This is a genomic window from Nocardiopsis flavescens (assembly GCF_900141985.1).
Classification (GTDB): Bacteria; Actinomycetota; Actinomycetes; order Streptosporangiales; family Streptosporangiaceae; genus Nocardiopsis; species Nocardiopsis flavescens.
Window position 1 is genome coordinate 1 of sequence record NZ_FQZK01000049.1, and the last position, 12970, is coordinate 12970.

Consider the following 12970-nt stretch of genomic DNA (forward strand, 5'->3'; position numbering starts at 1 on the left):
GGGGATTAGTCCCGGTGGATGGTGATCGGGCGGTTGTGGTCCGCCTTGAACCAGGCGCACTCAGGGGAGCGGGCGAACCACACCTTCGTGTAGCCCTCGGCGGCCTCGGCCCGGACGACAGGGATCTTGTGTCCGCAGAGGCCGGACACGCGGTCGCCAGCGATGATGTCCTTAGGGGTGGTGGTGAACTCCATGGTGTGTCTCCTTTGTGTAGGGGCCGGGGGGTTGCGCCCCCGGGCCGTTGACACGACCATATCAGAGTGATCTAGTTAGATCAAATCAGAGACATTGATGGGGTTCTGTGCTCTGCTACAGAATCGGTCTCGGAGATCCGGAAGAACCGGAAGAACCGGAAGAGAACCACGTTTGCGCAGTTCAACGCCCCTTCCTGTTCTTCCGGATCGCTTCGGAGAACGGGAAGAGCCCCGAGAACCGGAAGAGGCCCCGCACCGGACGGTGCGGGGCCGCATACAGGTGTGGCCCGAGGCATGGGATGCCTCGGGCCACGGACGTGCCAACGCTGACGCGCTGGTCATCCCCTCTCAGTCGGGCCCCGGATGTGGGGCCCATGGGGACAACGCTACTGGTCGGCCCGCTGGGCCGGGGCGGGAATGGTCACCTCCGAGGGCACTCCCATCACCCCGGCGGCGTGGGGTCGGGTGAACAGCCACCGGCCGAGTGTGCTCGGGACGGGCTGATCTCCCACCAGGGGCCGAGCCCACGCGCGGGTGATCCTGCACAGGGCTGCATGGGTGGGTTCTACGGTCAGCCGGGGCCGGGCGTTGACATAGACGACCGTCACCCCGGTTGCGGCCCCCCACTGGGTGATGGCGTCCACCCGGGCCCCGAGGGCGGCCGGGGCGGCCGGTTCGCCGCGCCAGTGGGGGTTGTGGTGCGCGTCATCGAGGACCAGGACCAGGGGCGTACTCCACTGGCGTCCGTGGCGGAGGTCCGTTTCCCGGGCGGTCATCACCTGGAGAGCCGTACGCAGAGCGCCCGTGGTGTCGGTGGTCACCTCATGGGCCACCCCCTGATACCGGTCCGGGTCGCCGCACTCGGTGCCGAGCACGGCGGTCACGTCCGCCCCGGCCCGGCGGGCCTCGGCGGCGATCTCCCGGGCCAGGGTCGTTTTCCCGCACCCGGCGCCGCCCATGATGGTGACCGATCCCCCGAGGGTGACCGGGTAGGGCAGGCCGTGGGGCTCTGTGGCACCGAGGAACAGGTGCGTGGTCATGACCGGTCGCCCCCGGCCGCCGTGGTGGGGGCGGGGAACGGGACGCGCACCTCGGCCGGTGCGGTCCCGGGGCGGCCGATCAGCCACCCCCCCGGCTCGGCCGGGGGGAGCGCGCTTCCGAACCAGGGCGGGACCATCTGGGCTGTGGCATGGCGGACCGCGACATAGGTGGGGGTGCTGGCCCGGTGCCACCTGTAGTGCATCCACACCACCATGACGCCGACCTCGGCGCCGGTGTCCGCGACCACTTCCACCGTGGCCTCGGCCCGGCCCCCGGCGCGGGCCCGGCCGGGGCCGGCCGCGCCGTGGTACGGGTCGTCCACGATGCAGACGACTGGGGGGTTCTCGTGCCCGGGGCGCCGGTGCAGGGTCAGGCGCTCGGCGTGGGCGATCACCTCGGCCGGGGCGTGGGTCTGGACCTGGTGGGCGTGCTCGGCGTAGGCCGGGGTGTCGTGGTCGGTGGCGGAGACGATCACCTCGGCCCCGGCCCGGCGGGCGGCGGCGGCGAGGGTGAGACCGAGGGTGGTGGACCCGCCCCCGGCGCCGCTGGCGATCAGCAGGGACCCGCCGAGGGGGAGGGCGTAGGGGGCGCCGTCCGGGGTGGTCCCGATGTGCAGGGTGGTCATGGTCATGGTCATCCGTTCTCGGGTGCTGTGATCTGTTCGGTCGCGGCCCGGGTCCGTTCGATGGTGGCCAGGAACTCGGTAGGGCTCATCTTGTAGTGCTCGGCCAGGGCCCACAGGTCGTCCATGTGCCACCCGCGGCGGCCCCCGAGCTTGGCCGAGACGTTGGGCTGGTGGTCCCCGAGGTCCCGGGCGAGCCCGCTGACGGTCTCCTCGTGCCGGGACATGAGGATGCGGACGGTGTCGGACACGGCGCGGTGGTGGGTGCTCAACTCGGTCTTTCTACTCATGCCACCGACCATATCAGAGTGATCTAGACGGGCAAGAGAAATCAGAAAACAGATCAATTTGATCTATCTAGATCACTCTGATATGGTCGTGTCGACGGCCCGGGGGCGCAACACCCGGGGCCGCGGCGGCCCCCCAGGGGGCTCTGACAACACCACAGAGGAGACACACTATGACCAGTGCTTTCGCGTCCGAGACCCGCGCCGAGATCATCGCGCGCACCCTGCGGGCCGAGGCCGAGGCCGCTATCGGTGCGGTACTGGCCGAGTCGGCGGAGGACATCGTTCCCGGCACGGTGGTCAACGCCGTCCCCGCCGTGGGTATCGCGGTCATCTCGTGGGTGGTCGCTGATGACCTTCCCGAGGTGGACCGCGCCACGACCGAGGCGATCCAGAGCGCCACACTGGAGCAAATCGCCACCGTCGCCGCCCTGATGGAGCGGGCCGGGTACCGCGTCACCGGCCGTCAGGTCGTCGCGTCGGGGTCCCGCTCGCCCTACTACGTGGCATGGCGCACCGGCGGTCACGTGGCCGTAGCGATCTAGCAGCAAGGCGGCGGCCCCGCCCCCCACCAGGGGGGCGGGGCCGCCGCCTTTTCGCGTGCCCGGCCCCTCATGCGTGCCCGGCCTCGGCCTGCGCCAGGAACCCCCTGTACTCCGCGGCCCACTCCGACCCGTGCCACTCCGCAGGGAGGCCGGCCAGACCGGCCCGCAGGTGCGCCGCGGCCTGGTCGTGGTCCCCGAGCCCGAGGTGACCGAGCCCCAGATTCAGCCGGGAGAACTCGGGGCTCAGCCAGTACGCTGCGCCGGGTGCCTGGTCCCCCTCCCCCGCCGAGTCCAGCAGCTCCCCCGCGTGCCCCATGAGCCGGGCCGCCTCTACCCGCTCCCCCATCAGGGCCCACCCGTGCGCTGCCTGGACAGCGTCCCCGACCCGCTGCAACGGGGTGGCGCCGGGCGTGTGGTAGGCCGCCCCGAACCATCGCGCCATCCCTCGGGGGTTGTCCTGTTGGCGTGCGAGGTAGCCGCGGAAATTGGCCGCCTGCGCTGCCAGCACCCCCCCGGCGTGCGCATCGGCCAGCGCGTCGGCACGGGCCTCGGCCTCGGCCAGCACTCGGGCCGCGGTGGGGTGGTGCCCGCCCTCGGCGTGCAGCCACCCGAGGAACTGCACACCCTCGGCCGCCACGTAGGCCGCGGGCTCGGCCGCCGCGCCCCGGGCCTCGGCGGCGAACCGCCGTAGCTGGGTCACTTGTGCCGTGACGGTGGGGATCATCACCCGGGCCGGGAGCACGTCGTCAGCGCGCCGGGCCGCGGCCAGCACCGAGGCCAGCGCCGCCACCGCGGCCGGGTCCCGGTGCGCGCCCCGGTGCGCGACCCGGTCCCGGTCCTCGGCAGTGGCCGAGCCCGCCAGCGCCACCAGGCCGCCCCCGGCCCCGAGCGCGTCGTCAACCGCGCGCGCCACCGCCGCCGATACGGGCCGCTTTCCGGCGAGCACTTTCGAGAGGTATCCCGCATCGAATCGGATTCGTGCGGACAAATCCCTCAGGGAAACGCCCTGAGCAGCCATGAGTCTTTTTGCGTGATCTCCGAACCCGTCCACACACACCCCCTGTTGCCCGTTGCTCAATCCATTGTAGGCAACGGCAATTGGGGCCCCAAATCTCGAATAGGGGTGAAAAATAAAGTACCCCCGGGGCCCGCAACGGCCTCGGGGGTGGACACCAGCTATCGGAGACACCTAGGAGCTGATGACGTGTACCAGATTATCCCGCCCCCCCGTGGAAAACACCATGCCCCCCGGCCTCTGATCACCGATACCGCCCTACGCGGTGAGGACCAGGGCGACGGCATCGCCGCCCTGGTCGCCATCGCCCACCGCCAGAGCTCGGCCACCGCCCGGCGCGCCGAGGCGGCGCCGAGGTATGCGCCGATCCCGGCGCACGGGCGTGGTCTGGATGCCGCAGAGCGGGCCGAGCTGGCCGAGGTGATTCGCCGGGCTGTGGAGGCCGGGGCCCCGGTGTGGCGCCGTGGGTGAGCGTACCGAGCCCGCTCGGGTCCACCCGGTGGACGCCCAGACCCTGGGGAGGTGGGCTATCACGCACGGTGTGGTGCCCACCAGTATCGGGACCACCACCCCTGAGGGGGGCCGTGTGTGGTCGGCTACGGCGGGGGCCGTGACGCTGGTGGCGGTGGTGGGCCCCGGAGAGCCCGATCCCCTGGCGGGCACCGGTGGCGGTGAGCCGTAGGGGATGGGGGAAAGGCGGGGCCCTGTGGGCCCCGCCTTTTCAGTTTCAGTGCGTGGTGTCGGGGCGGTAGGTGGCTGCGGCTAGAGCGTCGTCGATGACGTCCCAGACCTCTGTAGGGGTCATTTCCTCAGCTATTCTCAGCATTTCTCTCACTGCGCCGTCCCTCATGGCGGTGAGTATTTTCTGTGACTCCGGTCCGTAAACGTGCTCGGAAACCAGCTCTTCTAGGATTTTTCCGTTCCTCTGCCCGGCCCATGTGTAGCTACTGCCGAGCAGGTGGACGACCGCGGGTCTGTTCTGAGTGTCCTTGGCGACGATGGTCGCCCATTCCTGCATGCACGGTGTGCATTTCTCCATCGCGGACCGCAGGAGATGTCCGACCGCCGTCATATCGGGGTCAGTATTTATTCCATGGTCGCGGAAACTCGTTTCCCAGCAGAATAAGACCGGCGCATGGTCGGTCCGGTTGTGCTGCCTCTCGGATGTGCTCGGCGCAGCGGTCATTGCGTCGTATTCACCCCCATGGCTCGGGCCAGCGCGACGGCGATCACTTCGATGATGCTCGGCACATAGAAGACGATCGCGATGAAAATAGCCAGGATCAGGAATTGCATGAACCGGGTGATCTCCCGGGTGAAGAGGAAGAATATCGCCACGATGGAGACGATGACGAGGAAGATCGGGCCGAAGAACCCCCGCAGGAACTCGGCGAGACCGCCGGTGTCCACCCCTGAGGAATCGGCTAGTGAGAGGTATGCCGGGGCCGGTCCGGTATCGGCCAGCACCCACAGTGTGGGGAGGGTGTCCATATCGCTACTGTAGATGCTCCCGGGGACCAACGGGGCTTGCCGTCCCCTATGTCCGAATACCCGTTTTTCCCTGATCAGAGGTGATCTCATGCCATCCCAGCGGCCTACTCCCGGCCGGTGGCCGTGGGTACGCCGGGCCGCGGCAGGTCTGGTCCTGGTGGCCGGCCTCGCGCTGGTGCCGGCCAGCACGGCTGTGGCGGACCGAGACCAGGGCGCCAATTCGGGCCTCAATATGTGCGCGCCTGGTCTGGCACCGGAGACGGAACGTGTTTCGGACAGGTCCGCGCTGACCCCTCCGCAGAAGGAAGATGTCACCACGTGGTCAGGTGTGGGCTGGTATTTCGAGCACGGGTCAGCGGGCACGCAATGGCATATTTTCAAAAGTGAGGATTGCTTCCACGAGAATCGGACGAACGCCGATGCGCTGACCGCAAACCTTATTTGGGGAATTGCGCGATGGATCGCGGACATCGTCATTTTCGTGTACTCGCTCTCCATGTCCGACCAGGCCACTTCATGGCTTGGCGGCCTGGTCACGGACATCGTCCACGCCCTGAGAGACGGGCTGTGGCGCCCACTGATTCCACTGGTCGTCACGTGCTCGGCTATTTATCTGGCATGGGTCGGCCTCATTAGGAAAAGGGCTACGCTGACGATTGAGCACACGGTGTGGATGATCGCTGCCGTCACCATCGGAATATGGTTCATGGCGTCGCCAGCACATATCGTGGGCCTGGCCTCGGGAATCAGCAATGCCGCCACCGGTATATTCCATAATGCACTGACCGGGCTGGTGATCGGTGACGCCGACCGGGTGTGTCCCCCTGTCGGTGTCCAGGTGCCATTACAGAACCCTGACGGGGACCTGTCCGAAGCAGTGGATATCGAGCACCATTCCACTCCCAGAGACGACGAGGAAGGCTACATCGGTGCCATTCCAGTTACTGCTGATGACGCCGTGATCGCACAGTCCGAGGCAATGTACTGCGCGATGCTCTATGAGCCGTGGGCCCACGGCGTTTTCGGCGGCACCCCCCGTGACAACGAGGCCGCACGCCTCTATTCAGAGCAGACCCTCAGGGCCCAATCAGTCACCTATATCGAGGAATCGGCGTACCGCGGAGAAAACGGTTTCGACCGGGAGGCGTACGATCAGCTATCGGACGCGAAAATAGACCAGTACCGCGCCATCTCCGAGCAGATACACCATTTCTATCCGGACGTATGGGGGTCCTGGTCCGGAGAGGACGGGGAACAGCGCGTCAATGCCGCCTGGTCGGCGCTTTTCGGAGCCATCATATCCGGGCTTCTCATTTTCATGATCTCCGCGGCCGTCCTGATCAGCAAAATACTCTTCATGATCGGCCTTCTCCTGTCCCCCATTTTCCTGCTCATCGGAATCAGCCCCGGGCGCGGCCGGGTCATCCTCGGCCGCTACGGCGAATTCCTCGCGGTCGACGTTTTCAAGCAGGCATTTTACGGGTTCCTTCTGGCCCTGTATTTGGTCGTCTACCGGATCGTGATCACGCTGCCTATCGCATGGGCTGCAAAAGTGGTGATCATCGGAATGCTTTTCGCAGCCGTACTCATTTACCGTAAACGCCTGGCAATGGCACTGGCCGCGATCATGCCCGGCGCCGCCGGGCGCATCATGGAGCGCGTGGGGCAGGACCGAATTTTGGGCGCCACGGCCCACATGATCCCCGGATACACCCTCTACCGGGCGGACAAAGCCGCGCGGGCCAAGCTCTCCGAGCCGGTGGGCGCCGCCCTCGGCGCCATGGTGGGGGGCCCGGCCGGGGCACAGGCCGGGGCCCAGATGGGCCGCAAGAACGCCGAACGCCTCAACAAGAAGGACCAGCCCCCGCCCCCTCGCAACCCCGAGCCCGCCCCCGAGGCGCCCCAGTGGTCCGCACGCGACGTCACCCCCGACGCAGGCGCACCCCGGAGCCGCCCCCACCCCGGAGGGCGGCGCGGCGATGATGCCCCGCCCCTGCCCCTGGGGCCCGGCGGTGGGGGCCCAACCCCTCCCCCCAGCCGCGGCCCCGGCCCCGGCCCCGGGCCGGGGCCCGCCCCCACCGCAGGAGGGACCGGCAGGCCCGGCGGCCCCCCGCCCTTGGGGGGCGGCTCGGGCGGAGCCCGGCGCCCCGCCGCCCCGCCGCCGGCCGACCGGCGGCCGGTGGCCGTGGAGGGCATGGTCATCTATCAGCAGCCCCGCCAGCGCAACACCGGCACCCCCGCGGGGGGGCCGCCGGTGCGTCCGCAGGCCTTCCGCTTCGACCGGCCCCTACGGCGCCGAGGTGACGCACCCGACCTCCCGTGAGCATGCTCGGGGCCCCGCACCACCTGATGCGGGGCCCCGACTCTGTCACCGGTCAGCCGGTCCCTCGGTCACCGCCCATGCTCGGGTTGCTCTGCCGTAGCGCCAGCGTCGCCCACACGTGCGCGGCGCTGATCATGTCCCGCCCCTGGGGCGTCCCGTACAGCTCCTGGTCGTCTACGGCCATGAGGATGCGCTGTGCCTCGACCCCCGACCAGTACGGGGATTTGATCCGGCGGGTCTCGTCCCGGGTCATCGGGGGCCCCGCATCGGGGGTGGGGGCCTGCGGACCCGAATCGACGAACGTCGACCTCGGGGGGATCTCCTGCGGGACGGGGAAAACGGTCGGATCTTCCCCCGCACCTGCGGGGGGTCTGGAGAAGCGCTTCAGGACCATGACCCGATGCTACGGAGTATCAGCGACGGGTGAGCGCACCGATACGCACGGGGCGCCTGTCCGAAAACGGACAGGCGCCCCGATCCGGGCAGCGCAGGGCTAGCCGACCCCGGCGTCGCCCTGGTCCTCACGACGCATCCGCTCGACCAGGGCCCACGTCGCCGGAGGCACCCCGTCGGGGGTGGTCTCCCACCGCTCGGCGGCGGGCCCCTGGGACCACTCCCGCACCCACGCCAGCGCCTCGGCGTGCGCCCACCCGGGGTCCACCCACGCGGACCCGTCCACCGGGCACACGAACCGCGCCCCCGCCGGGCGCGACTCCAGCCACATCAACGCCAGATACTCGGTCGCCCCGCAGGCGGGGCACGCCGCCGGGCTGCCCACCCCGGGGCGCGTCCACGGCACGGGGGAGGTCACCCGCCACACCGGCGCCGTGTCGTACCGGGGCCCCAGCTCCATCGCGCCCAACGTCGCGGCATCGCGCGGGTTCTCCGCGCGCCACCGCTCGAACCGGGCAGCGTCGGCCGCCCGCTCGGCCTCGGTGGCCGCCTCGGCCTCGGCCCGGCGGCGGGCATCGCCCACCGCGCCCCAGACCGCGCCCGCGGCGAACGCGATCAGGGTCCCGCCCGCGATCCAGCCCATCACCGCACACCCCCGGTGCGGCGGATGACGGGCTCGGTCGGGGCAGGTAGGCGGGTGTGTGTGATCATGGTGGTGACTCCCTGTCTGTGCCACAACGGATAAGTGTGAGTCGCGCGGCGCGGCCCGCCCCCGATCCGGGGCGGGCCGCCCTTGGTTCCTACAGGTCCGACAGGTCCGACCAGCCCGACCCCCGGGGCTCGGGCACCCGGCCGCGGTCGTCGTCCTGGTCCTGGTCGTCGCCGAACACGCTGGCGATCTCGGCCAACTGGTCACGGTGCTCGGTGATGAGCTTGCGGGCCGCCTCGGCCGCCGGGGGGAGCCAGTCCCGCCCGGACCAGGGGGGGCGGGAGTACTCCCGCGCCTCGTAGCCCAGCTCCCACCCGGTGGCGTCCACCCCCACCGAGGCCGCCAGCTCCTCGATGGTGCGCATCTCGTCACGGACGTCCTCCCGCCACCCCTGGTCCGGCGGGTCCTGCGCGTCCAGGATCGGTCGGCCGCACCGGTCCAGGGGTGGCGCCGCCTCGGTCAGCTCCCGGTGCGCGGAGAGCAGGGCCGCCACCGCGGACCGGTACCGGTTGTCCGGCGCCGTCGTCACCGCCTCCCACGCGGACACGGCCCGCTCCCGGGCCGCGACGTAGGCCGCCCCGGCCGGGGCCGCCGCCCGGATCGCCGCCACCATGGCGCGCTCCCGGCGGGCCGCCTCCCACAGCAGGGCGGCAATCGACACCTCACGCTCGTACACACGCCACCGGTCGTAGCCCATGGTGCGGATCATGGGGGTCACCCACCCCTCGGGCACCCACAGCATCGGGTCGGGCTCCGTCCCGGTGAACTGCCGGAACTGCCACCGGATGCCGCCTACATAGCCGGTGCCGGAGGCGGACACGTAGTGGGGGTGGTGCGGTGCCAGACCCAGCGGCGGCGCCCACACCAGCACCCGGGCGACCCCGGCCGAGGTCGGGCCGTACGGGAGCGGCACGGCCCCGGCGCCGTAGATCACCGGCCGCTCGGGGGTGGGGGATTCTCGGGTGATGTCCGCGTACGGGTCGGCCCCGGCCGGGGCGGCCTCGGGCAGGGATCGGGTCCGCACCTCCCGCAGCGACTCGGCCGCAGGGGTCGCGGTGGCCACCGGCACGGCGGGGGTGGCCACCGCGCCGCCGCCGTCGTGGTCCTCGGGGAACGGGCTCGGGATCTCCCCGGCGCCCTGGTCCTCATCCTCGGCTCCGGTGTCCGTCTCGGGACCAACGCCCGTGCCGGCCTCGGCGGTGGCGGAGGTCTCGGCGTCCGGGCTGGTCCCGGCCGGGCGGGTGCGCCAGTACCCGGCCACCGCCGCCCCACCGGTCACCGCACCCGCGGCGAACGCCGCACCCAACTCGGGCCACATCTCGTGCATCATGGTCATGACTCCTGTCCTGTGTGGTCTATGGGGGTCACCGGCCCGGGGCGGGGACGCATCCCGCCCCGGGCCGCCTGCTACTCGGGCGTCCTACCCGATCCAGTACTCATCCGGCGGTGTCGTGTACAGCCGCGCCACCGCGCGCCGGGCCTCGGCGGTGGCGGTGATGTAGCCCAGCTCCGCCAGGTGCTCGACCCACACCGCTTCAAGCGCCCGGCGGGGCAGGTCCCGGGCGGCGCCGCCCGCCAGAGCGTGAGCCATCGTGACCTCTGCGAGCGCCTGGACCTCGGGCAGCGGCACCCACGCGGCGGCGGAGGTCTCCCCCGGCGCCGGGGTCGGGTCGCCCTCGGCGTCGCCCTCGAACAGCTCCCACAGGTGCCCCGGGCCGGGGGGCGCGGTCCACGGGGGCGACTGGCACAGGTTCGGCAGCCACACCCGCCGCACGGACCGGAGACGGGTCACCCTCACCCCGGCCTCTTCGCTGGCCTCGGCCACCACCGCGGACGGCGCGTCGGCGTGGGCGTCCTTCACGTGCCCCGCGATACACGCCCACCCGATCGGCCACCACTCCCGCTCGATCATCAGCAGCTCGGTCACCCCGCTCGGGGCGGTGCGAGTGCTGATCAGCCCCACGCTGTCGCCGGGGCACTGCCCCCGGGCGGGGCACTCCCACTCCCAGTCCGCGGGCTCGGTCATCTCGGGGGTCTCGGGGGTTTCGAACATGCTCTGTCTCCTGTCCTGTGTGGGTTTGGGGGTATTGGCCCGGGGCGGGGACGCATCCCGCCCCGGGCCGCCGATCACTGTCCGGGAGCCGCCCGGCCCCGGTCCACCCCGGCCGCCGCCTCGGCCCCGAACTCGGCCAGGGTCGCCACCTGCGCGCCGGGCCGGGGGAGCGGGGGGTTCACCCGCTTCTCTCGGCCCGCCCTCATCAGGGCCTCAACCTCGGGGCCGGCGGGGGTGGTGTCTCCGCTCTGCCGGGCGCCCATCAGCGACCCCCGTCCTGCTGGTCGTCGTCGTGGATCTCGGTATGGGTGTGCATCACCGAACCGCCCTTGCGGAACGGCGTGTTCTCGATACGGCGGGCTTCCTCGGGGTCGTTGGTCTCCCGGGTGAGCTTGCGCCCGTCCTTGTCGGTGACGGTGATCCTGAAACGTGCCATGATCCTTCTCCTTGCTGTGTCGGTCGTGCCGGTCAGTCGGTGGCGGCGGCCTCGGTCCAGGCGGCGCACGCCTGCACCGAGGCGGGGAACCCCTGCACCCACACCCACCGGCGGGTGTCGTCCGGGTCGGTCGGGGTGATCCACGCCCGCCGGTGCCACCCGTTGGTGGACCAGGACGCGACCGCCGCGCGGGCCGCCGCCGTCTGCCAGTCCACCGGGGTCCGGGTCATCCACGTGCGGACCTGGTCCCCGGGCCCGAACACCTCAGTGCCCAGGGGCGCGGGCTCGGTCCCGCGCGGGTCCCCGATCACCGTGACCTCGGTGTAGCCCCACATCACCAGGGGGCCGGGGGCGGGCTCGGGCGGCACGGTGGTGGTGGGCACCGGCAGATGCCCCGCCAACCCCCGGGTGATCCGCACACTCGGGGCGCCCTCGGCCTGCTCGGCCGCGATCATCCCGGCCACCAGTTCGCGGTAAACCACGGACTTCCCGGCGCCGGTCTGCCACCCGCCCGACTCGCTCTCGCTGTCGTACGCCCGCATCCTGTCTCCCATCAGTAGTCGTCCCCGCACATCCACGTGTCGGGGTCCTCGGGGTGGGGGTGGTAGTCCACCCGCCCGCCCGGGACGGGGGTCCACCCGCCCTCGGCGTCGGCGTGCGCCTCCTGCGTCTGCCCGTCCAACGGGCCGCCCACCAGCGCCACCAGGCGGGGGGCCGCGACCCGGGCCGCATCGTGCGCCATCGGCCCCTCACCCCGGATGGCGTAGACGATCGGCCACGCCCCGCCCGCGTCGTCGGCGGGCTCGGCCTGCATCCACGGCACCGCACCGTGCGGCACCTGCACCCCCGGGGAGGACAGGGCCTCGGCCACCGCGCGGGCCCGCCGCACCTCGGCCGGGTCCACGCCGCCCGTGTGCAGCGGCCCCCGGGCCCGGCGGGGGGTGTGCTCCCCGGCGCCGTCCACGTAGATCCCGGCCTCGGCCAGGGTGCGGCGGGCCGTGGCGATCCGGCGCCGTACCGTGGCCCGGGGCACCCCCGCCGACGTGGCGATCGTGCCCCACGACAGCCCGTAGTGGTCCCGGGCCGCGACCATCGTGCGGTCCAGCGCCCGGGGGAGGTCCGCCCCCATCAGCGCCAGCGCCCACAGGATGCGGCCGATCTCCTCGGCCCCCGCGCGGGCGGTCGAGCCCGGCGCCACCAGGGCCCCGAGCACCCGCCCGAGCCGGGTCCCGCCCTCCTCGGCGGTGACCAGGGCCCCCAGGGTCGGGGACAGGGCCTCAATCGCGTCCGGGGTCAGGGTGATGGGCCCGATCCGCGGGTCCCCCTCTCCCTCCGGGTGCTGCCATGTGACGTCCACCCTCACCACTCCCCCCCGGTCGCGTGCTCGGTCATGTCCAGCTCGGCCAGACGGGTGATGACCGCATCCCGCAGGGCCTCGGCCTCGGCCCGGGTCATGGTGGTGATCTGTTCGGGGTCCCGGCCGAGCACCCGGTATGCCTGCCAGTCGGCCGGGACCCGCTCGGCCGCGTACCCGGCGGCGGCCAGCGCCGAGGTCACCCGCCGGGGCGCCTCATCACGGCCGCTGTAGGACAGCAGATAGGGGATGCGCACCACCAGGCCGCCCGGGGTCGGGCGGGCGGACACCCGTTCCCCCTCCTCCCACACCCACGTGGACAGGGCCTCGGCCACGACCTCGGTGATCGTGGCGGTGTCCTCGGCCCGCAGGGGGACCACCACCCGGCCCGGCCGGGGCCGCGTCCCCGGCCGCAGGGTCGCCGGGCCCCGCTCGGCCAGGGACGGGGACCGCCACGCCGCCACGGCGGCGGACAGGCGCCGCATGAGGCCGCTCACCGGTCCCCCC

General features: G+C 71.7%; 18 protein-coding genes. 3 read left to right on the top strand and 15 right to left on the bottom strand.

The window, feature by feature from the left end:
• Positions 1-5: 5 nt before the first annotated feature.
• The 4 genes from BUE45_RS30575 to BUE45_RS30590 form a co-directional block, all read right to left on the bottom strand.
• Positions 6-194 carry a hypothetical protein gene (locus BUE45_RS30575; RefSeq protein ID WP_073384404.1) on the bottom strand — a complete coding sequence of 63 codons (189 nt, stop codon included), beginning with the start codon at positions 192-194 and terminating at the stop codon, positions 6-8.
• Positions 195-580: 386 nt separating this feature from the next.
• Positions 581-1234, bottom strand: a complete 654-nt coding sequence (locus BUE45_RS30580; RefSeq protein ID WP_073384405.1) for an ATP-binding protein — start codon at positions 1232-1234, stop codon at positions 581-583.
• Positions 1231-1866 carry a hypothetical protein gene (locus BUE45_RS30585; protein WP_073384406.1) on the bottom strand — a complete coding sequence of 212 codons (636 nt, stop codon included), beginning with the start codon at positions 1864-1866 and terminating at the stop codon, positions 1231-1233. The genes BUE45_RS30580 and BUE45_RS30585 overlap by 4 nt, the downstream gene beginning before the upstream one ends.
• A 2-nt stretch (positions 1867-1868) precedes the next feature.
• Positions 1869-2147 carry a hypothetical protein gene (locus BUE45_RS30590; RefSeq protein WP_143173541.1) on the bottom strand — a complete coding sequence of 93 codons (279 nt, stop codon included), beginning with the start codon at positions 2145-2147 and terminating at the stop codon, positions 1869-1871.
• Between the two features lie 170 nt (positions 2148-2317).
• Here BUE45_RS30590 and BUE45_RS30595 point away from each other — a divergent pair, with 170 nt between their 5' ends.
• Complete coding sequence (locus BUE45_RS30595; RefSeq protein ID WP_073384408.1) at positions 2318-2689, top strand: hypothetical protein; 372 nt, start codon at positions 2318-2320, stop codon at positions 2687-2689.
• Positions 2690-2756: 67 nt separating this feature from the next.
• On the opposite strand, the gene BUE45_RS30600 is transcribed toward BUE45_RS30595, so the two are convergent.
• Entirely contained in the window at positions 2757-3746 is a 990-nt protein-coding gene (locus BUE45_RS30600; protein ID WP_394328547.1) for a helix-turn-helix domain-containing protein, read from the bottom strand.
• A 147-nt stretch (positions 3747-3893) separates the two neighbouring features.
• On the opposite strand from BUE45_RS30600, the gene BUE45_RS30605 reads away from it, so the two are divergent.
• Positions 3894-4175: a hypothetical protein gene (locus BUE45_RS30605; RefSeq protein ID WP_073384410.1), complete on the top strand. Its 282-nt coding sequence runs from the start codon at positions 3894-3896 to the stop codon at positions 4173-4175.
• Between the two features lie 256 nt (positions 4176-4431).
• Here the strand turns inward: BUE45_RS30605 and BUE45_RS30615 are convergent, their stop codons facing one another.
• Together BUE45_RS30615 and BUE45_RS30620 are read right to left on the bottom strand one after the other, a co-directional pair.
• On the bottom strand, positions 4432-4776 hold the full coding sequence (locus BUE45_RS30615; RefSeq protein WP_073384412.1) for a hypothetical protein: 345 nt from the start codon (positions 4774-4776) through the stop codon (positions 4432-4434).
• Between the two features lie 110 nt (positions 4777-4886).
• Positions 4887-5195, bottom strand: a complete 309-nt coding sequence (locus BUE45_RS30620; protein ID WP_245833625.1) for a hypothetical protein — start codon at positions 5193-5195, stop codon at positions 4887-4889.
• Between the two features lie 157 nt (positions 5196-5352).
• Between BUE45_RS30620 and BUE45_RS30625 the strand changes: the two genes are divergently transcribed.
• Positions 5353-7518: a type IV secretion system protein gene (locus tag BUE45_RS30625; RefSeq protein WP_143173542.1), complete on the top strand. Its 2166-nt coding sequence runs from the start codon at positions 5353-5355 to the stop codon at positions 7516-7518.
• A 52-nt stretch (positions 7519-7570) separates the two neighbouring features.
• Here the strand turns inward: BUE45_RS30625 and BUE45_RS32230 are convergent, their stop codons facing one another.
• From BUE45_RS32230 to BUE45_RS30665, 8 genes are all read right to left on the bottom strand, one after another.
• Complete coding sequence (locus BUE45_RS32230; RefSeq protein WP_143173543.1) at positions 7571-7771, bottom strand: hypothetical protein; 201 nt, start codon at positions 7769-7771, stop codon at positions 7571-7573.
• 240 nt (positions 7772-8011) lie between these two features.
• On the bottom strand, positions 8012-8554 hold the full coding sequence (locus tag BUE45_RS30635) for a hypothetical protein (protein ID WP_073384415.1): 543 nt from the start codon (positions 8552-8554) through the stop codon (positions 8012-8014).
• A gap of 157 nt (positions 8555-8711) precedes the next feature.
• Positions 8712-9956 carry a hypothetical protein gene (locus BUE45_RS30640; protein WP_073384416.1) on the bottom strand — a complete coding sequence of 415 codons (1245 nt, stop codon included), beginning with the start codon at positions 9954-9956 and terminating at the stop codon, positions 8712-8714.
• An 84-nt stretch (positions 9957-10040) separates the two neighbouring features.
• A complete protein-coding gene (locus tag BUE45_RS30645; RefSeq protein ID WP_084738206.1) occupies positions 10041-10673 on the bottom strand; it encodes an NUDIX hydrolase in 633 nt (210 codons plus the stop codon).
• 262 nt (positions 10674-10935) lie between these two features.
• Positions 10936-11109 (bottom strand): hypothetical protein, encoded by a 174-nt coding sequence (locus tag BUE45_RS32810; protein ID WP_178378709.1) that lies wholly within the window; start codon positions 11107-11109, stop codon positions 10936-10938.
• Positions 11110-11141: 32 nt separating this feature from the next.
• Positions 11142-11663 carry a hypothetical protein gene (locus BUE45_RS30655; protein ID WP_143173544.1) on the bottom strand — a complete coding sequence of 174 codons (522 nt, stop codon included), beginning with the start codon at positions 11661-11663 and terminating at the stop codon, positions 11142-11144.
• Positions 11663-12466 carry a hypothetical protein gene (locus BUE45_RS30660; RefSeq protein WP_073384419.1) on the bottom strand — a complete coding sequence of 268 codons (804 nt, stop codon included), beginning with the start codon at positions 12464-12466 and terminating at the stop codon, positions 11663-11665. Before BUE45_RS30660 ends, BUE45_RS30655 begins: the two co-directional genes overlap by 1 nt.
• 2 nt (positions 12467-12468) lie before the next feature.
• Positions 12469-12970, bottom strand: a 502-nt coding sequence (locus tag BUE45_RS30665) for a hypothetical protein (protein WP_218619613.1), incomplete at its 5' end; no start/stop codon positions are given.